General features: G+C 50.6%; 24 protein-coding genes. 17 read left to right on the top strand and 7 right to left on the bottom strand.

Translation table 11 applies throughout. The features are described from left to right. The first annotated feature begins 166 nt into the window (after positions 1 to 166). The 3 genes from OS112_08700 to OS112_08690 are packed head-to-tail and all read left to right on the top strand — an operon-like array spanning position 167 to position 4,536. On the top strand, positions 167 to 2,575 hold the full coding sequence (locus OS112_08700) for a type II/IV secretion system ATPase subunit (protein WAC04533.1): 2,409 nt from the start codon (positions 167 to 169) through the stop codon (positions 2,573 to 2,575). Beyond that, complete coding sequence (locus tag OS112_08695; GenBank protein WAC04532.1) at positions 2,568 to 3,497, top strand: type II secretion system F family protein; 930 nt, start codon at positions 2,568 to 2,570, stop codon at positions 3,495 to 3,497. Before OS112_08700 ends, OS112_08695 begins: the two co-directional genes overlap by 8 nt. A 1-nt stretch (position 3,498) precedes the next feature. Beyond that, entirely contained in the window at positions 3,499 to 4,536 is a 1,038-nt protein-coding gene (locus tag OS112_08690) for a type II secretion system F family protein (protein WAC04531.1), read from the top strand. Between the two features lie 205 nt (positions 4,537 to 4,741). Here the strand turns inward: OS112_08690 and yciH are convergent, their stop codons facing one another. Further along, positions 4,742 to 5,047: a stress response translation initiation inhibitor YciH gene (yciH, locus tag OS112_08685; protein WAC04530.1), complete on the bottom strand. Its 306-nt coding sequence runs from the start codon at positions 5,045 to 5,047 to the stop codon at positions 4,742 to 4,744. A 130-nt stretch (positions 5,048 to 5,177) separates the two neighbouring features. Between yciH and OS112_08680 the strand changes: the two genes are divergently transcribed. Then, the gene (locus tag OS112_08680; protein ID WAC04529.1) at positions 5,178 to 6,632 is read left to right on the top strand and encodes a cobyric acid synthase; all 1,455 of its coding nucleotides are present in this window, start codon (positions 5,178 to 5,180) and stop codon (positions 6,630 to 6,632) included. Positions 6,633 to 6,664: 32 nt separating this feature from the next. On the opposite strand, the gene OS112_08675 is transcribed toward OS112_08680, so the two are convergent. Continuing rightward, complete coding sequence (locus OS112_08675; GenBank protein WAC04528.1) at positions 6,665 to 6,931, bottom strand: hypothetical protein; 267 nt, start codon at positions 6,929 to 6,931, stop codon at positions 6,665 to 6,667. A 182-nt stretch (positions 6,932 to 7,113) separates the two neighbouring features. On the opposite strand from OS112_08675, the gene OS112_08670 reads away from it, so the two are divergent. Further along, positions 7,114 to 8,292, top strand: a complete 1,179-nt coding sequence (locus OS112_08670) for an NDP-sugar synthase (protein WAC04527.1) — start codon at positions 7,114 to 7,116, stop codon at positions 8,290 to 8,292. Here OS112_08670 and OS112_08665 read toward each other — a convergent pair. Further along, positions 8,289 to 9,074 (bottom strand): CBS domain-containing protein, encoded by a 786-nt coding sequence (locus OS112_08665; protein WAC04526.1) that lies wholly within the window; start codon positions 9,072 to 9,074, stop codon positions 8,289 to 8,291. The two genes, OS112_08670 and OS112_08665, sit on opposite strands and share 4 nt — an antisense overlap. Before the next feature lie 51 nt (positions 9,075 to 9,125). Next, entirely contained in the window at positions 9,126 to 9,599 is a 474-nt protein-coding gene (locus tag OS112_08660; GenBank protein WAC04525.1) for an Hsp20/alpha crystallin family protein, read from the bottom strand. A 193-nt stretch (positions 9,600 to 9,792) separates the two neighbouring features. Here OS112_08660 and OS112_08655 point away from each other — a divergent pair, with 193 nt between their 5' ends. After that, positions 9,793 to 10,482 carry a hypothetical protein gene (locus OS112_08655; protein WAC04524.1) on the top strand — a complete coding sequence of 230 codons (690 nt, stop codon included), beginning with the start codon at positions 9,793 to 9,795 and terminating at the stop codon, positions 10,480 to 10,482. Positions 10,483 to 10,531: 49 nt separating this feature from the next. Beyond that, positions 10,532 to 10,792, top strand: coding sequence for a thioredoxin family protein (locus OS112_08650; protein WAC04523.1), 261 nt, complete (start codon positions 10,532 to 10,534; stop codon positions 10,790 to 10,792). Here the strand turns inward: OS112_08650 and OS112_08645 are convergent. Beyond that, positions 10,787 to 11,362: an HVO_0476 family zinc finger protein gene (locus OS112_08645; protein WAC04522.1), complete on the bottom strand. Its 576-nt coding sequence runs from the start codon at positions 11,360 to 11,362 to the stop codon at positions 10,787 to 10,789. The genes OS112_08650 and OS112_08645 overlap by 6 nt on opposite strands. A 33-nt stretch (positions 11,363 to 11,395) precedes the next feature. Here OS112_08645 and OS112_08640 point away from each other — a divergent pair, with 33 nt between their 5' ends. Continuing rightward, positions 11,396 to 11,824 carry a DUF371 domain-containing protein gene (locus OS112_08640; GenBank protein WAC04521.1) on the top strand — a complete coding sequence of 143 codons (429 nt, stop codon included), beginning with the start codon at positions 11,396 to 11,398 and terminating at the stop codon, positions 11,822 to 11,824. Here the strand turns inward: OS112_08640 and xseB are convergent. Both xseB and xseA read right to left on the bottom strand, forming a co-directional pair. Then, entirely contained in the window at positions 11,808 to 11,993 is a 186-nt protein-coding gene (gene xseB / locus OS112_08635; protein ID WAC04520.1) for an exodeoxyribonuclease VII small subunit, read from the bottom strand. The two genes, OS112_08640 and xseB, sit on opposite strands and share 17 nt — an antisense overlap. After that, positions 11,977 to 13,257: an exodeoxyribonuclease VII large subunit gene (gene xseA, locus OS112_08630; protein ID WAC04519.1), complete on the bottom strand. Its 1,281-nt coding sequence runs from the start codon at positions 13,255 to 13,257 to the stop codon at positions 11,977 to 11,979. The genes xseB and xseA overlap by 17 nt, the downstream gene beginning before the upstream one ends. 42 nt (positions 13,258 to 13,299) lie before the next feature. Between xseA and OS112_08625 the strand changes: the two genes are divergently transcribed. The 9 genes from OS112_08625 to OS112_08585 all read left to right on the top strand — a co-directional run bounded on the left by OS112_08625 (position 13,300) and on the right by OS112_08585 (position 18,583). Beyond that, complete coding sequence (locus OS112_08625) at positions 13,300 to 14,130, top strand: sugar phosphate isomerase/epimerase (protein ID WAC04518.1); 831 nt, start codon at positions 13,300 to 13,302, stop codon at positions 14,128 to 14,130. Positions 14,131 to 14,216: 86 nt separating this feature from the next. After that, the gene (locus tag OS112_08620; GenBank protein WAC04517.1) at positions 14,217 to 15,503 is read left to right on the top strand and encodes a hemolysin family protein; all 1,287 of its coding nucleotides are present in this window, start codon (positions 14,217 to 14,219) and stop codon (positions 15,501 to 15,503) included. A 19-nt stretch (positions 15,504 to 15,522) separates the two neighbouring features. Continuing rightward, positions 15,523 to 16,128 carry a phosphoribosylglycinamide formyltransferase gene (gene purN, locus OS112_08615; protein WAC04516.1) on the top strand — a complete coding sequence of 202 codons (606 nt, stop codon included), beginning with the start codon at positions 15,523 to 15,525 and terminating at the stop codon, positions 16,126 to 16,128. A gap of 66 nt (positions 16,129 to 16,194) precedes the next feature. Continuing rightward, on the top strand, positions 16,195 to 16,521 hold the full coding sequence (locus tag OS112_08610) for a ribonuclease P (protein WAC04515.1): 327 nt from the start codon (positions 16,195 to 16,197) through the stop codon (positions 16,519 to 16,521). Continuing rightward, positions 16,511 to 16,759 (top strand): YhbY family RNA-binding protein, encoded by a 249-nt coding sequence (locus OS112_08605; protein ID WAC04514.1) that lies wholly within the window; start codon positions 16,511 to 16,513, stop codon positions 16,757 to 16,759. Before OS112_08610 ends, OS112_08605 begins: the two co-directional genes overlap by 11 nt. A 106-nt stretch (positions 16,760 to 16,865) precedes the next feature. After that, positions 16,866 to 17,459: a 30S ribosomal protein S19e gene (locus tag OS112_08600; protein WAC04513.1), complete on the top strand. Its 594-nt coding sequence runs from the start codon at positions 16,866 to 16,868 to the stop codon at positions 17,457 to 17,459. Between the two features lie 24 nt (positions 17,460 to 17,483). Then, a complete protein-coding gene (locus OS112_08595; protein WAC04512.1) occupies positions 17,484 to 17,822 on the top strand; it encodes a DNA-binding protein in 339 nt (112 codons plus the stop codon). Then, the gene (locus OS112_08590; protein ID WAC04511.1) at positions 17,822 to 18,418 is read left to right on the top strand and encodes an alpha hydrolase; all 597 of its coding nucleotides are present in this window, start codon (positions 17,822 to 17,824) and stop codon (positions 18,416 to 18,418) included. The genes OS112_08595 and OS112_08590 overlap by 1 nt, the downstream gene beginning before the upstream one ends. A 12-nt stretch (positions 18,419 to 18,430) precedes the next feature. Further along, positions 18,431 to 18,583, top strand: coding sequence for a 50S ribosomal protein L39e (locus tag OS112_08585; GenBank protein ID WAC04510.1), 153 nt, complete (start codon positions 18,431 to 18,433; stop codon positions 18,581 to 18,583). Positions 18,584 to 18,585: the final 2 nt, after the last annotated feature.

Here is an 18,585-nt window from a genome sequence, read left to right as displayed (position 1 = left end):
AGGTTATGCATCCAAAAGACATGATGCTTGATGAATATTTTTTTATCAAAAGAATATGCAAAAAACAAAAATCCGGTTACTTCCAGAGAATAGATATACTAAAATGGAGATTTATCAATTAGGCAGATTATTCATTACCAGTTGCGATTAACGGGGGGAATAAAGTATGACAGATCAGGAAGAACCAGAGGACTCATCGCTGATGAAGATCCTTGGCGCTTTAAAAAAGCCAAAGGAACCAGAAAAGAAGGCTGAACAGGAAAAACCTGCCGGGTTTGCACAAGAGACTGCTGGTTCAGGTACCGGCGACTTGAGCGACCTTATCAAAAAGATAAACGAGTCAAGACAACAGGACCTGCAGTCAGCGACAACTCACTCTCCGGAGAAAGTCCCCCTTGGCACAGAATCCCACCTTCAGAGTACCTCACAACCCATGTCACCGGAGGCCGCTCCTGATACTGTTCCCCTTTCAAAGGATGGCACTAAAGGTAATAGTACTACCGGAAGCGTCAAGGAATTGAGTGTACAGGATGTTCGCGATTCTATGGGAAAGATCATGGCAGAAATTGGTTCACCGGAGCCTGTTCCCGGTGAAAAGCCTTCCCCCTCTCCCCCTCCTGTAGAATTCGACATTTTTGATGAGCCTGAAAAAATCCTTCAGCCCCCCCGGGCTCAACCCGATACCACTCCCCCGGCAGGAAAAGTGGCCGGAGCCATGGGCACCGCACCAAAGACTGAAAGCGATGAAAAGATCATATCGGTTGACCAGATTTCAGATCTGTCAGGGCTGATCCTCCCCAAAGGAGCTACGTTCAAGATCGAAGAACTCAAACTCCACGGGCGTGTCAATGTCTTTGAAGGCAAAGGCACCGGATCACTCCCCCCCGAGATCAACGAGATCTGGCAGCGTGAATTCTCAAGTTCGGGCTTTAAGGATATCGATTTTGAAGGGGATGTCATCTCGGAAAAACCATCAGGGATCACTCCTTTTAAAAAGTTCGGTCTCTCGAGCCTTTTTAAAGGCATTAAATCAGACCAGGAGCAGTATAATGCCAAGATTCATGGTCCTCTGGTTGATCTTGCGTTCCAGCCGAAACCCGGATTAGAGGAGATTGAGGTCTACCCTGTTAACGAACCCTATGCGTATGTCCGGATTATCTATGACCATGCCACCCATGAATATACCTACATGGTGCTCGAACCGCTTCTTACCGAACCTGAAAAAGACCTGTTAAAAGAGCTCAAGGAACGTCTGTTTGAAACCCTTGATATCAATACCAAGGATATTTCCAAAGATGACGCCCGGAACCGTCTTCGTGCCGTCACCGACGATATCATACATGATTACGGGCTCAAGCTATCCCCGATACAGCGCGAAAAAATTTTCTATAACATGTCCAAGGATTTTATCGGCGACGGGCTGATCGATGCGATCATGCACGACAAATATATCGAAGATATTTCGTGCGACGGTGTGAACAGCGTGATCTTTGCATACCATGCCAGCTACGAATCGATGAAAACAACCCTCTCATACCATAATGCTGAGGAACTGGACTCATTTGTTACAAAACTCGCACAGCGGGCAGGAAAATACATCTCTATTGCGGAACCGATCCTTGATGCAACAATGAGCGACGGTTCCCGTATCCAGATGACCTTGGGGCAGGAAGTCACCGCTCATGGCTCGACGTTCACTATCCGTAAGTTCAAGGATGAACCTATCACGCCCACCGATCTCATTGAATGGCATACATTTGCCCCGCTGTCGATTGCATATATATGGCTCTGTGTTGAACACGGGAAGTCTGCCATCTTTGCGGGTGGAACCGCATCAGGGAAGACCACATCGCTCAATGCTATCGCACTCTTCATCCCCCCGATGGCGAAAATCGTTTCGCTGGAAGATACCCGTGAAATCAAACTCCCCCATCCCAACTGGATACCAAGCGTCACACGGGACTCATTCGATGCGGCGGGACGGGGGGAGATCAACATGTACGAACTCCTGCGAGCAGCAATGCGACAGCGTCCTGAATACATCATCGTGGGTGAGGTTCGTGGCAAGGAATGCCAGACACTCTTCCAGGCGATGAGTACCGGCCATACTACCTATTCTACCACGCATGCGGACTCGGTTTCAAGTGTTGTGCACCGTTTCGAAAACCCGCCGATGGACGTCCCGAGGAACATGTTGTCCGCCCTTGATTTCATCTGTATCCAGGTGCAGGCGCGGGTCGGCGGCAAACGGATAAGGAGGAATAAGCAGATCGTCGAAATTCTTGATATCGATCCGAGGACGAACGAACTGATCACGAACGAGGTCTTCAAATGGCGGTCGGCTACTGATGAGATCAACTATTCAGGAAAATCCTACCTCCTCGAAGAGATCATGGAGGCGAAAGGCTGGAGCGAAAACCGGATGCGTGAGGAGCTCAAACGGAGGCAGGAAGTACTGGAATGGATGCGGATCAAGAAAATCCGGCACTACAAGGACGTGGCAAAGATCCTGATCTCGTACCACCGGGATCCGGAAGCGGTCATTGAAAAGGTGAGGAAAGACCTCTATGAATAGTTACGAGCGGTTCTGCTTTAACCTGTTAGGCAAAAGGATGAAGGCACAGCGGGAACAGTACGCGAGCCTGAGAAACGATCTCTTGTCCTCCCGTTCCAAAACACCGTTCGAAGTCTACCTATCCACTGCACTGGTGAGTTCCTTTATCGTGGGAATCGGCATGGCGGTGGTGCTCGGTTCAGTGACGTACCTGCTTGACCTCCCAACATTAATCGCCAAAATGTACAAGGGACAGGTCCCAGATGTTATTTTTGGACTTTCAGCATACAGCCTTATCCTTGGAACCCTTTTTGCCGTCATATTTTCGCTCGCCTTTTTCGGGGGTTTTACCTATATCGCTTTCCTGATCTACCCGAATATTACCGCAGGGAACCGAAGAAGAAGCATAGATTCAAGCATCCCGTATGCGATCAATTATATTACCTCTATGTCCACAGCCGGTATCACCCCGGCAGAAGTTTTCAGGTTGCTTGGGGACAGCCCTATCTATGGCGAGAGTGCCGTAGAAGCCCGGTATATAGCCCGGGAGATTGATATATTCGGGAGGGATCTTATTGACGCCCTGCGTCTTGTATCCGCAAGCACCCCAAGCCCGCGGATGAAAGAGTTCCTTCAGGGAGCAATGGCGAGCATCTCATCGGGCGGAAACCTCACCGAGTATTTCCGGACAAAGGCAAAACAGTACGCACTTGAGAACCGCCAGTCCCAGAAACAGTTTCTGGACACGCTTGGGCTGATTGCAGAATCCTATGTGACGGCAATTGTTGCCGGCATGCTGTTTTTGATCATCCTCCAGTCGATCATGTCGGTGCTCGGTGGAGAAAAGACCCCGCTGATGCTATATGCAGTCATTTACCTGATGATCCCGTTTGGCACGATGATGTTTGTGATTATGATCGACTCCATGACCCCGGAGACATAACATGGGAATGAAGGAGACTATTAATAACCTGCTCAACCGCGGGAAGTTCAAAGGGACAAAACTCCCTGATAAGGATCTTGTAAAGGTCAAGGAAGAAGTCCACGAGATCACCAAAAAAATCGATCAGGAACACAAAACCCGCGAGGGTATCGGGCGGTTTTTCAAACACCCGGTCAAGGTATTGACTGAAAAACCGGTTAATATTCTGATTGTGTGTATCCCTCTATCGATAATCGTCTTTTTCGGGGGTTTTATTACAGAAGTTCGGACATACGGGATTTCCGTACTCTTTGACACCACTATCATTGATGATTTTCTTGTGTTTGCAATCCTGATTGCAATTGTACCCCTTGCATTGCTCGATTTGAAAGAGGACTTCCGTGTAAAAAGACTCGAGGAATCGTTACCCAACTTCTTCCGTGATCTTGCCGGAATGAACGATTCCGGTATGACGCTCCCCAATGCCGTTCACCTTGTCGCAGGAGCCGAGTACGGGACACTAACCCCGCACATCAAGAAACTGGACAACGAGATGTCATGGGGTGTTGGTTTTGTCGAGGCGCTCCATCATTTCGGGAGTGGTCTTGGCACCAAACTTGCCGATCGCAGCGTGGATCTTATAGCAAAGGCAAGCAAAGCAGGGGGCGATGTGAGCGAGGTATTGCGGGCTGCGGCAAACGACCTTTTTGAAGTTGTTAACCTTGCCCAGGAACGGCGCAACAACATGATGATCTATGTAGTCATCGTCCTGGTCTCATTTGCTGTGTTCCTGTTTGTTATCGCAATCCTTGTCAGTACATTCCTTACAACGATGGCAACCGCCGGTGAAGCAGCCGCCAAATCCGGTGCCGGGGGATCGTTTATGGGCGGCGTTAATATTGCAACCTACAAGAGGCTCTTTTCCCATGGAGCGATGATCCAAGGGTTCTGTTCCGGGTTCATGGCAGGGGTAATGGGCGAAGGAAGGATTATTGCCGGACTTAAATATTCTGCTATAATGCTCATCATCGCATGGGTGACGTTCCGGTTCTTCATTTAATTTTTTTCGGGACTTCAATCATTCCCTGTTTCACAATCTTTTCCTATTGAAGAAAGATTCCGCAGGTTATGTTACCGTACTGCCAGTGTCAGTCTTATTTGTGGAAGCCCAAATGAGACATCCCATAAAAATGCGATAAACCCGTCCCAAAATAAGGGACAGTAAATAATAAAAACAATTTTTTAGAAGAAAAAATATAAAATCATCAGGAAATATTATCGACAGAATAGCCCTTTACGGTGAGCAGTTCCTTGACACGGTCCCGGTGATTGCCCTGCAGTTCGATCGAGTTTCCCTTGACAGTTCCCCCGCAGGCAAGCTTGCTTTTCATGAATTTTGAGAGGTCTTCAAGGTCAATATCGGTCGGGTCGAGCCCTTCGATTACGGTGACTTCTTTCCCGTACCGGCGTTTATTGACCTTTACATTGATCCTTTGCTGTTCTTTTGCTACCTCCTCACAAATACAAAGTTCTTTCGGTAGACCACACGTCGGGCAAATCCCACCAATCATTATGACTACTTTTTATCTTTTCTGCTTATTTATTCCTTGGCATTGCCTGACAGTTCTTCTCTTTGTTTCTTTGTGTATAAGGCCGGACTGGTGCCTTTTTACACCGCCCGGCTCAAGTATATTTTGATAAATGTCATTGTTTGTGATCGGTACCGCCTCACATGTGGGAAAAAGTGTGACCGCTGCTGCTATCTGCCGATGCTTCGTGAACCGGGGAATTGCTGTGGCTCCGTTCAAGTCCCAGAACATGAGCCTGAATTCCTTTGTGACTGATGAAGGGGGGGAGATTGGCATGGCGCAGGCAATGCAGGCACAAGCGGCAAAAATACTCCCGCACACGGACATGAACCCAGTCCTTCTCAAACCTAAAGGGGACTGTGTTTCACAGATTGTCCTTTTCGGCCGCCCGTATAAGGATGTGCCGATCTCGGACTACTACCGGGAGACTGATAATCTGCTGGATCAGGCCGTGGGAGCGTACAGACGGCTCCTCGCAACATGTGGGCAGGTCATTGTCGAGGGTGCTGGAGGTGCAGCCGAACTTAATCTCTATGACCGGGATATCGCAAATGTAAGATTGGCACGGGCGCTGAAGATCCCAATGGTCCTCGTCGCCGATATCGAACGTGGGGGAATCTTTGCCCAGATTCTCGGGACACTCGATCTTTTGCCAGACGATATCAGACAACTGGTCAAGGGGATTATTATCAACAAGTTCCGGGGAGATCCCTTGATCTTTGAACAGGGGATCTCATTGATTGAGCAGCGGGCAGGGATCCCGGTACTCGGGGTCGTCCCGTACTTTGATTTACCTCTCCCCAGCGAGGACTCGCTTTCCATCAACGACAAGGAAGCGGGGCATGCTGGTATCCGGATTGCAGTCTTGAGGCTCCCCCGGATCTCCAACTTCACGGATTTCGAGCTGCTCGAACAGTATGCAGCGGTTGAGTATGTGCCGTTGGGGGCTTCGCTTGAAGGTTATGATTGCATTATCATTCCCGGGACAAAGAATACCATTGAAGATATGCATGACCTGAAAAAAAGCGGGATGGATAAAAGGATCCTTTATGCCCGGTCGCGTGGCGTTCCGGTTATCGGGATTTGCGGCGGGTACCAGATGCTTGGAAAAACGCTTATTGATGATGGGTTCGAATCGAAAAAAGGGACATACGCGGGTCTGGGTCTGCTCGATGGTGTAACCCGGTTTATCTCCTATAACAAGACCACACGGCAGGTCACCCGCTGTGCACGTAATGTTCCCCCCATTCTTTCGGGGATGGGTGAAGTCACCGGTTATGAAATCCATATGGGTGAAACCGATCCGGGCAGCAACCGTGAAGCATTTGCCGGAGACGGCAGGGTGAGTGCAGATGGTCTGGTGTTTGGGACATATATGCACGGGTTGTTCCAGAACCTGTCTGCAGCAAATGCACTCCTTTCATATCTCTCTGTGAAGAAAAAAGAGAAGTATACACCAATAAGTGCGCGGAAAAAAGACCCCTATGACGAACTTGCTGAAATCTATGAAAGATATGTCGATGTAGATGAGATCGTCAGGCTGACAACGGAAAATTATAATAAATAATGGTAAAAAGCAGAGATTACTCTCACTAAAGGTTAACCGATAATATTGGCGATGCTGTGAAAACCCTCGCCCTGACGGTCAGCACAATTTACGGACTCGGCTTTTTTTAAATCGACTTCATCTGTCACATGGCATTTTGTGCAATAGGCAAGCGAGGGGGATTTTACAAATCTCCCATCGATACAAAATTCCCGTGCATGTATGCAGAACCGGCAATGATCGACCGGTTCTTCTTTTTTTTCAAGGCACTGCACCTTCCCGTTCTTTACCGGAATTATCCGGTACAGGTTATCTTTCATCCCTGATCTTCCCTGTAATAATCAGACATCAGTATTTGGTCGAAAACTCTGGGTTTTCTACCTTAATGTTAACACAACCAACTCCTATACAGACCAATTTTGGCCTCTTTTGAGGCTGCGACTGGTCATGGATGTTATGTTCAACACTATAATTAAAACAATTCAGCACAAAAAACACTGGTATGAAGGTGTGTATTATGTGCGGGGGAGAGGGAACGCGGCTGCGCCCCCTCACGTTCGAACGGCCAAAACCCTGCATCCCGATTGTCAACCGACCATCTATTGAACATCTGGTCACACACCTTTCCAACCTTGGGTTCCGTGATATTGTCATCACTCTCGGATATCTTGGGACGGCAATTGAAGAAGCACTTGGCGACGGCTCGTTATTTAATACCACAATCACATATGTTCGCGAGAAGACTAAGCTTGGTACGGCAGGGAGCGTGAAAAATGCCCAGAAATATCTGGACGGGCAGGATTTCCTTGTTGTGGGCGGGGATCATGTCACCGACCTGAATGTACTGGAATTTTACCGTGCCCACAAAACTGAAAAAGCAGCAGTATCTATCGGATTGATATCCATCGATGACCCGGGTGAATATGGTATCGCTGAGATCGATGTCAGTTACGATATTAAAAGGTTCAAAGAGAAACCCGCTCCCGGGGAAATATTTTCAAACCTCGCAAGTACCGGGATGTATGTCTGCTCTCCTGAAGTCTTTGACCATATCCCTGCTGGAAAAAAGTTTGATTTTGCCCGGGATCTGTTCCCCCGGATCATGGAGGAGGGGCACCCCCTCAAAGGGTGGCTTGCCCGGGGGAACTGGACTGATGTCGGGAGCCCGCAGTCGCTGCGTCAGGCAGAACGCTGGAAGCTTGCTGATATGGCGTCGACCACGATCAACGGGGACCTCTCCATGCGGGGAGCGCATGTGCAGGGCCCTGTTGAGCTTGGCGATGCAATTACACTTGGCCGGAACTCCCGCATCATAGGTCCGGTTGCAATCGGTGCCGGAACAACTGTAGGGGATGATGTTCTTATCGGGCCCTATACGACAATCGGGGAAAAATGCATCCTGAGAAATAATGTCAAGATCTTTTCATCATCCCTCTATAACAGGGTGATCGTCGGTGCGAATTCCACTATCTCCGGTAGTATCATCGATATCGACACCCATATCGGTGGGGATTGCAGCATCGAGAACGACACGGTGATCGGGCCACGCGTGGTGCTCCGGGACAATGTTGTTGTGCATTCAAAGACCCGGATCTGGCCAGAAGTGATCATTCCGGATGGGAGTATTGTCAAAGAGCACGTGCTGAATGAAAAATTCGACCTCAGATATGAGGGCTCCTAACTTTTCTTCCCAAGCCGGTGCGTGAGCGCGACAAGCGGATGGCGGGCATAGTCGAGAACCTGTATATCGTCAAGTGTGTGCAGGTTCATCGAGATTGCAGTCCGTTCCATCCCCAGTTCCACATCTTCTGAAATCTCGATTATATAAGCATCAAGTGCGGTAATCCCAAGTTTTTTTGCGGCAACAGCCCGGTGGTGCCCGTCGACAAGGATGATGCGGTTCGGGCGCTTTACCACAATAATCGGTTCGGCGAGCCCTTTTTTGATCTCGTAAATCCTTCCCTCAAGTTCGTCTTCATAAATCTTTGACTGAGTGGGGAGAAGATCGGAAATCGGCACGGTGCCCCGGTTGAGTGCAGGGTCGACGCCATACAGTTTTTTTAATGTTGTAATAAAATTGAAGACCTTTTCCGGGGAAACCCGTTCGATCTGGGAACGGATAACATCGGAGTTTGAGATGATCCCCAAGAGGTGGTTTTTCTCGTCAACCACCGGCAGCTTCTGGATCCCTGACCTGAAGATCACCCGAGCTGCATCACTGATGCTCATATCGGGATCTGCGACAATCAGGTTGCCGGACATTACCTTTTCAACAGGGGTCTGGGGCTGGACAAACAGAAGGTCCCGTGCTGAAATATAACCGACGACCTCATCTCCAGAAACAACCGGGAATCCATCGTGGTGCGTGGTCTGGATCTTTTCCATGACATCATGGGCCGTGCCGTCGAGATCGACGCACACGACATCGTAGGTCATGTAGTCTCTGACCTTTTTCTTATCCATCACTACAGCTTGCGGCGCAGATTACTTGAATTCATCGAAAAAAAAAACGATTTATTCGATCTGTATGCGTGACCCGGGCTGGATTGTTGCTTTCCGGAGCCGGATTTCGAGCACCCCATTTTTGAAGCTTGCATTTGAGGCATGTTCGGTGACGTCAGCAGGCATCGCAACAATACGTCGCATCGAACCATAGATACGTTCCCGCATATAATAACCCTCGGATTTCTCCTCTTTCTCCCCTTTGTGTTCGCAGGCAATCTCCAGCGCCCGCGGGTTTAAGAGCTGTATTGATACATTCTCCTTCCCGACACCTGGCAAATCGGCAACAACAACCACTTCATCGTCATGTTCCCTGACATCAACCCGGAATTCGCCCCGGAGTGCAGGGAGCATCCGGTCACCAACACCACCCGGCGGGAGCAGTTTTCCTTCTGCATATGTCTGATGGATAATGTTCTCCAGTTCAGCTCTCATCTCCTCCATGTCCCGTCTCATCGTTTCAAACGGATATCGTCTCCATACCATTATGTATCCCTCCCTGTACGATTATTCCCCACAGTCTGCACCGTTTGGGATAACTTTTGGTAAGTTTTTTTATAATTAATTTTCTTATTCCAGTAATATACATAATTTCTCTGGCAGAACCAATCCCTTTTTTAAACCAAATCAGAATGGTTTATCTCAACAGGAGGATGTACTAAGAAGGAGGATTTTTCCCATGGGTGAAAAAAAGAAAAAACAGGAGCAGGTCAGGAATATATACAAGGTGCTCGCTGTCGTTGGGTGCGTATTGTTTGTGGTACTCATGGTGGTCTCATCCATGGGTTCCGGGTGGATCACCTCGCTCCACGGTATACAGCCGGGCGAGATCGTAACGATAGATTACACCATACGTGATGCTCAGGGGTCCCCTCTGGTCACCACGGACCAGCAACTTTACCAACAGGTGGCCGGTACAGGTCAGGGAATATTTTTTTCAAAACAACTCGCCATCCAGGCAAACCAGAGCTCGATAAAAGCGGTTATCCCGATACCTGTGTATTCACTTGATAGTGGATGGACAAAAACCTTCGCGCTTTTCGGCAGTGAATCCGATGCTATCAGTCAGGGTATTGTAGGTATGAAAACAAATGAACAAAAATCTATCAGTATCCCCTTCCGGGACTCGATGACCCAGACCTGGTCTGCCGCCCAGCTGAAGAGTAATGGAGTGAACTTGACCGAGATCCAGACCGGGGATATGATTGCCATGGGAGTCTCCGATTCCCCGGAACTTGAAAAAAATTCGACTGCATCCACGTACTCGATACGGATCGGGGAAGTGACAAAAAAATCGGCTGACGGGGTCGTCATCAACTTTGGTTATCCCACGATTGATGTACGGGTTGTTTCTATCAGCAACCGCTAAATTCAACCCACCACATCCTTTTTATTTCCGTTGGTGCATTCCTTTACCTATGGCAGTTAGCATCATTTGTTTTTTCCAGCCCGGCTGCATGGGCTGCATGGAACAGAGCCCGATCAACCGCGAAGTATCACAGGCTCTTCAGGTCACTATTGATGAGATCGATGCAGTGAAAGCGCCGGAATATATTAAAAAATATTCCCTCAAGGTGACACCTACCATTGTAATCGAAAAGGATGGGATACAAAAAGAGCGGTTCGAGGGTATGGTGCAACGCGAGCAGCTCGAAGGCGCGATAAAAAAATACCTATAACCGGTATCCGTAAACCCGTTTGATCCGGTGCGCAACAGTTTTCCAGCCCTCTTTTCGCATAAGGGGGCCGTCCCGCAGTTTGAGTTGGGTTATCTTGAAACGTTTTTGCTGAACCGTATAGATTTCCCCGACGACAAACGTATCCTCCCCCTCACATTCCTTATACAACGGGATGGTTTTTCTGCCGTCATGGACCGAGATCTTGACGACCACCTGTTCGATCACCCTTGTCCAGAGGGATGTTATCGCCTTTGCACGGGCACGCTGGACCCGCCGTTCACCAGTCTCGATTCCCGTGATCTCGACGCCAAAGGCGTCATCGCCACATTCCGCCACAAGGTGATCATCGATCGAGCATTCGTCGTCCGGCATAAGGTCAATCCCACATACTATCGAACTATCTTCGCGGGAAACGATCGCCTTGACGGTTATGGGTTCGGAAGTTCTCTCCTGTTTAAGCCGCTGGACATGGTTGCAGGTCGTGCACCGGACCAGCCTGTCCCGGGCATCTGCAATAACCTCGTGTTCGCACTCCTCCTTGCATTCAGGGCAGTAGCCGGTAATAAACATTGATTATCAATAGCGACCCTCACCTAATAAAGCATGGAGGCAACCGAAATCATCCGCTGCCGGGGTCACCCGCTCGTATCAGCGAGCCACCCGACAACATTTGAAGTGACCATGGAAGAGGAGCTATCGGAAAACGGGCACTGTATCATCGGTGTGGGAGCGGATAAAGGAGCAGCTGGGCTCTCAACAGAATTCAGGGATATCCTCTGTCGTGATGGTGCAAAGCTTACAACAACCCTCGCCTGTGAAGGTTTTATTATCGAGGTGCAGTCAGAAGGGAGTGCCGCGATGGTACTCGATCACAGGACTGATTGTGTGTGGAGAAAAAGTTCGTTTGTCTGCGGCAGGACCATTGGTATCCATTCGGACCATGTTGCAGCGACGCTCCCCATAACCATTATCACTCACCTGAAGGCAGGACGGCCAATGGTTGTGACAATGACCGTCAGGGGTCCCGGCTGAGCGTGGTGATCTTTACCTGTGCTTCGGAAAGGAGCGTCTCGCATTGCTTCACCAGCGCCGCTCCCTGTTCATAGAGCCGGATGCTCTCGTCAAGGCTTGTGCTTCCGTCTTCAATCTTTTCGATTATCTGTTTTAATCTCTCAATTTTCTGCTCATATGTTTCCGTCATGCTCCACACGCTCCACGATTACATGGCTCCTGCCATTATAAAACCGGATCCTGAGCCGGTCCCCCTGAACCACCGTATCCACACTCTTTACGAGCATACCGTCCTTTTCTGCTACACAGAACCCCCGGGCAAGCACAGCAAGCGGATTTCTTGCGACAAGCGATGTTGTCATTTCCGATAGCAGGAGCCATTCGCGTTCGATCCTTGTTGCAAACGCCCGCTCGAGCCGGTCTGCAAGATCGGCACACACCTGTTGTTTCTCATCAATCTTTTTTGTAAAACGCTGGGGACGGAGTCTGTCCCTGAGATCGCTTACTGCCGTTTTTGCCTGCGAGATCCGGTCAATCAACAGGGTACCTAGATGACACCATATCTCTGTTATCTGTACCTGCAGAACTTTTTTATCGGGGACAACAAGTTCTGCAGCAGCGGATGGCGTAGCTGCCCGGATATCTGAGGCGAGATCGGCAAGGGTCACATCCACTTCATGTCCGATTGCCGAGACCACCGGAACCGGGCAGGCCGCGATCGCCCTGACAACATCCGGGTGGTTGAAAGGGAACAGGTCCTCGAAACTTCCACCACCCCGGGCGATGATCACAACATCCACCGAGTCTTTGAGACGGTGGATTGCCTGTGCAATCTGGCGGTGCGCATCTTCTCCCTGCACCAGAGTCGGAGATATGATGATCTCGACCGCAAAGCGTCGGGAGATGACGGTCCTGATATCATGGACCACAGCTCCGGTCTCTGATGTTACGACACCGACTTTTAAGGGAAATGGTGGCAGCGGGCGTTTTCGTTCTCCTGCAAAACAGCCCTCGGCAGCCAGCTCCTTTTTCCATTGCTCGATGAGAAGGTACTTTTCCCCAATCCCTGCCTGGAGAATCTCGTGCACCTTGAGCTGGTATCTGCCCTGCGGGGCATAAGCGGCGACCGAGCCGGATACGATGACCTCCATGCCATCAGAAGGGGTAAAGGACAGCCGGTCGGCATCGGATCGCCACATGACGCACGAGATCACCGCCAAGATATTTGCCCCCTTACCTTCGGCAAGGGTGAAATAACAGTGCCCCCGGGAACTGCGGGTGTACTTGGTGATTTCTCCTCTTACCCAGATCTCCTGCAGGCGCTCATCGTCAAGCAGACTCTCTATAATTGCCGAGACTTCCGATACCCTCAGCGGAGCAGTCTTTCCATCAACCGTGTGTCTCTCTCCCGGTTTTTCCGCCAGCGTGTTATCTGTGCTGTAAAACCAGTCCATCAACAACTATTATGCGCAAAATAGATATTAATGAGTATTATCATGCCTGTTTTCGCCGTCTCCAGCATGTTTTTCCACGAGTATGCGTGCGAAGAGATTTTCTCGTATGTAAGTGCATCAGGGTTAACCGGGATAGAAGTCTGGATCGAAACCCCCGATTTCTGGCTCCGGAACTGCCCGGTTGATGAGATGAATGGATGCATAAAGAACCATCCGGAAATCCCGTCAGTGACGGTGCATGCCCCAATCCTGGACCTGAACCCCTGCTCAATTAACCCAACGGTTGCAGCAGTGTCCATTGATTACATCGTACGGTCAATCCGGCTTGCGGAGTGCCTGGGTGCAGGTGTCCTGACAGTGCACCCGGGCAGGCGAACTGCAAAACGCCCGCCATCTGATGCGGATTTTATCCGGTTCGACCGTTATATCTCTATCCTCCGTGAAAAAGCAGGAAAGACGGGTATCATGATCAGCATGGAGAACATGGAACCGCTTGTTAACTCCCTGCTCTGCACTCCGGAACGAATGCGCGAGTTGCTCGATGCCGAGCCATGGCTCTACTTTACTCTTGATGTATCGCATGCGATGTCCCGCCGGCCGGATGATCTGTTCACCTACATTGAGCTTTGCGGTGATCGTCTCGCAAATGTACACCTTAGCAGGGTTGAGAATAAGCACCTTCACCTCCCGCTTGACTACCATCCTGACATGGAACGGGTTGTCGGAGCGATAAGGGATTGCGGGTATACAGGTCCGCTCACTCTTGAGATCGAGGACCTGAACTTTTCCCACCCGCTCACCGCACAGGAGAAGATCGCGATCCTCATATCCGATCGAATTTTTTTGGAGCTGTGCACTTCTGAAGTCCGCTAATTTTATCTTATTTCCCGCCTTATGAGTATTGTTACCTGCTCTATGAAAATCCGTCTTTATTATTGCCGTGCTGCGGCGGGGATTATATGATCATCGATCCCCTCAATATCGCTCTTTTCATCTCCTGTGTGCTCCTCTCGGCGTTTTTTTCGGGTTCTGAAGTAGCTCTTATCTCGATCACCCGTGCAAAAGTCCGGATGCTCGTCAACGAAAAGAGGAGCGGTGCCGAGGCACTTGCCCTTCTCAAGGAGTCCCCCAACCACCTGCTCACTACGATCCTTATCGGCAATAATATCGTCAACGTCGGTGCTGCAGCCATTGCAACAGCAATTGCCATCCAGATCTTTGGAAATATCGGAGTAGGCATCGCTACCGGGTTTGTGGTACTGATCATGCTCGTTTTCGGAGAGATCGGGCCCAAGGTATACGCAGCACGGGCATCGGAAGGTTTTGCCCTTACTGTAGCAAGGCCGATCCTCTGGCTCTCGTATCTCCTTTCGCCTGCGATCTGGGTAGTTGACCGTGTAACCCGTTCACTACGCCTTCACCGCAACCCCTTGGAAGCATCAGTGACCGAAGATGAAATCAAGGAGTGGATCGATGTAGGGACCGAGGAAGGAACCATTGAGCAGGAGGAGCAGGACATGCTCTACTCGGTACTTGAGTTCGGTGATACGACAACGCGGGAGATCATGACGCCCCGCGTTGATGTGATCCTGATGGAAGACACTGCGACGTTTGAGGAAGCGATACGGATCTTCAACGAGACAGGATTCTCCCGGATCCCTGTGTTCCATGACAGGATTGATAACATCACCGGCATCCTGAATGTAAAGGACGTTTTTTCCGCCATGGTCACCCGCCGGAAAGATGCCTCAATTACGGAGATCATGTACGACCCCACCTTTGTACCGGAAACAAAAAAGATTGACGACCTGTTAAAGGAGCTTCAGATGCGACGTGTGCAGATCGCGGTCGTGATCGATGAATACAGCAGTTTTGTCGGGATTGTTACTGTCGAAGATATTCTCGAGGAGCTCGTAGGCGATATACAGGACGAATTTGATAAGGAAGAACCTGAAGTCCAGAAGCTAAGCGATGGCGTGTATGTCGTGGACGCACAGATGTGGGTCGACGATCTCAACGAACAATTGGGCATCAGCCTTCCGGTGGATGAATCATATGAAACGATTGGGGGGTTGTTACTTGACCGCGTTGGGCATATCCCCCAACACCCGGGAGAAAAGGTGGAAATCGATGAAGGCAGGCTTACGCTTATGGTCATGCAGATGCGCGGGCGCAGGATTGTGAAGGTGAAGGTTGTCGTACACCAGATGCAGGACGATAGCGGCCGTGAAGGAAGGCCGGTATGAGCCGGAAAGGTAGCCTGCCATGACAAAACGGGTTGCTGTACTGGCATCGGGAAGGGGGTCGAATTTTCAGGCAGTGATCGATGCCATACGGGACGGAAAGGTGCCTGCATCGTGTGTCCGGCTCATCACCGATAATCCCAAGGCATATGCGATTGAGCGGGCAAAAACGGCCGGTATACCGTTTACCGTTGTCGATTACACATCATTCCCGTCCCGGGATGTCTATGAGCGGGCGCTGCTGCATGCCATGCAGGACTGCAATGCCGATTTGTTCGTGCTTGCCGGCTACATGAGGATTGTTGGAAGAGAGATCGTGCAGGCATTTGCCGGACGGATGATCAACATTCACCCGGCATTGCTCCCCTCGTTTCCCGGGCTGCACGGGCAGCAGCAGGCAATCCGGCATGGCGTTAAAATCTCGGGGTGCACCGTACATTTCGTTGATGAAAACCTTGATGGCGGCCCGATCATCCTCCAGCAATGCGTCCCCGTTCTCGAAAATGATGATGAGGACCGGCTCGCTGCCAGAATCCTCGAAAACGAGCACCGCTGCCTGCCCGAAGCGATCCGCCTTTTCTGTGAGGACCGGCTCGTGATCGAGGGGCGTCAGGTCCGTATCCATTAAATTCTGGAAGCCCCTTCCTTTTTTACATCAGACACCGATACGTATGCGAGATTAAAGGGACTTCCCATGAAAGAGCGTTCCCGCACCCCGCAGACCAAAAAGATCGCCCGCGAGCGAATAGCGGTGCTCTTTTCACAAGCAGAAGCAGGATTTTCCACGCAGCCAAAATTGAGCAGCCGGTATGTAGAGATTGCACGGAGGATAGCAATGCGCCAGCGGATCCGGATCGACCGTGACCTCAGGCGGCAGTTCTGCCGGAACTGCTCCTCGTTTCTCGTACCGGGAAGAACCTCGCGGGTGCGGATCAGCGGTGGCAATGTGGTGGTCACCTGTCTGGCCTGCAAAAAAAAACGGCGGTACCCGGTAGGGAGGGATGCTGAAAATGGAAAATGACCGGTCGATGCAGGACTTAAAGCCGACCGTCTGGATTGGAAAGTCCGGCTGCACCGATACGATGATCGATGAGATCAAAGCCCAGCTTAAAAAGCGCACGCTCATCAAGGTCAAATGGCTGCATAACACCGATATCGACCCGGAGGCAATTGCACACCGGACAGGATCAGACCTCATCGGGGTCAGGGGGAGGACTCTAGTGCTTGCCCGGCGCAAAAAAACAGGGCGTGCTCCATAATTACATCAATCGGAACCGCCGTCTTTTTTTCGCTCGAAATATATATGAACTTACTTCGCAAATAAGATAAGACTGTTATTTATTATAGCAACAGTGAGGTCCAGATATGACAACCGTGTACGATGTACCGGCTGACCTTCTTATCCGAAAGGTCGCAGAAGCGCTCAAATCTCGGCAGGAAATCAAGCCGCCGGCATGGGCATCTTTTGCAAAGACCGGTGTCCATAAAGAGATGCCGCCCGAAGATCCGGACTGGTGGTATGTCCGCGCGGCGGCAGTATTGAGGCGCGTCTACGTGGACGGTCCATTGGGAGTCCAGCGGATGCGCAGCTTCTACGGTGGGAAAAAGAACCGTGGCTCCAAGCCAAACGCATTCCGCAAAGGCAGCGGCTCCATCCTGCGCAAGGCGCTCCAGCAGCTCGAGGCGTGCAAATTTATTGTGCATGACAAGACCGGGCGGCGCGTCTCCCCGGACGGGCAGTCGTTTATGGATGCAATGGCACTGGATACGGTGAAAAACCCTCCGCCGCCGGTCCTTAAGAAGTTACAGCCGCACAAGGCAGAGCCAAAGAAAGCCGAAACCGGCAAACATGAGAAGAAAGCGTCAGGCAAGAAATCAGAGCCAAAGAAACCGGAGAAATCTGACGCGCCAAAGGCCGAACATAAGAAGGCCGAGGGAAAGGAAGCAAAGAAATCCTAAAAAGAAAGAGTGACGTGATCGTGTATGGGAGACGACGAGCTGGCTGAAATCCGGAAGAGGAGGATGGCGCAACTGCAGCAGCAGTCAGCAGACCAGCAGGGTATGCAGGAGGAGCTCGAACGTCAGCAGCGACAGAAAGCCCAGTTACAGATGGTGCTCATGCAGATCCTGGAACCGGATGCACGGGAGCGCCTGAACACCATCCGGCTGACCAAGCCGGATTTTGCCGGTGCGGTCGAGCAGCAGCTGGTCATGCTCGCCCAGAACGGCAGGCTTCGCCAGAAGATCACCGATGCACAGCTTAAGGAGTTACTCCGGCAGCTTGCACCGGCCAAGAGGGATTACTCAATAACGCGCAAATAATGAGAGCGGGAGTACTATATAGCGGTGGAAAGGACAGTTCCCTTGCATCACTGATGCTGGGTACGTATTATGAGATCGAACTCAACACGTTCGTTTTCGATTCCGCCCGAGCCATCCCGTCCATTGAGGCTGCGGCAAAAGCACTGGGTTATCCTATAAAAAAAAGAATATTTCGTGAAGGATTATTGAACGAGGCGGTGGATCTGGTGATACAGCGTGGGTTTCCCAACGATGCGATCAATGCTGTTCACCGCACCGCTGTTGAATCTCTCTGCAGCGAGTACAAAATCGTTGCTGACGGTACAAGGTTTAATGACCGCGTACCGATGCTGACACAGTCGGAGGTGCAGAGCCTCGAGGGCCGAATGAAATGTTCGTACGTCCGCCCTCTCTTGGGGTACACAAAACCCGAAATTGACCGGCTTGTCGGGCGTTTTCTTGTTGTCCGGTATGGTGAAACGGGGACAATCGAGAACGGGGACTATGAAGCAGAGATCCGGGAAGCATGCCAGAACAGGGGCATTGATCCCGCAGCGCTGTTTCCACCCCGCCATGACCAGTCCCTGGTCGTGGGGAAAAAGGCAGGTAGTAATTAACAGGTGACCGATATGAGCAAACTGAGTAAAGGAAGAAAAATTCGTCTTGCAAAGGCATGCGACCAGAACCGGCGCGTGCCCCAGTGGGTTATGGTCAGAACAAAGCGCACGGTTGTTGCGCATCCAAAAAGGCGCAACTGGCGTAAAAGCACTTTAAAGGTGTAAGC

This window comes from Methanoregula sp. (assembly GCA_026625165.1).
Lineage (GTDB): Archaea > Halobacteriota > Methanomicrobia > Methanomicrobiales > Methanospirillaceae > MVRE01.
This window is presented reverse-complemented; position numbering and strand designations above follow the sequence as displayed.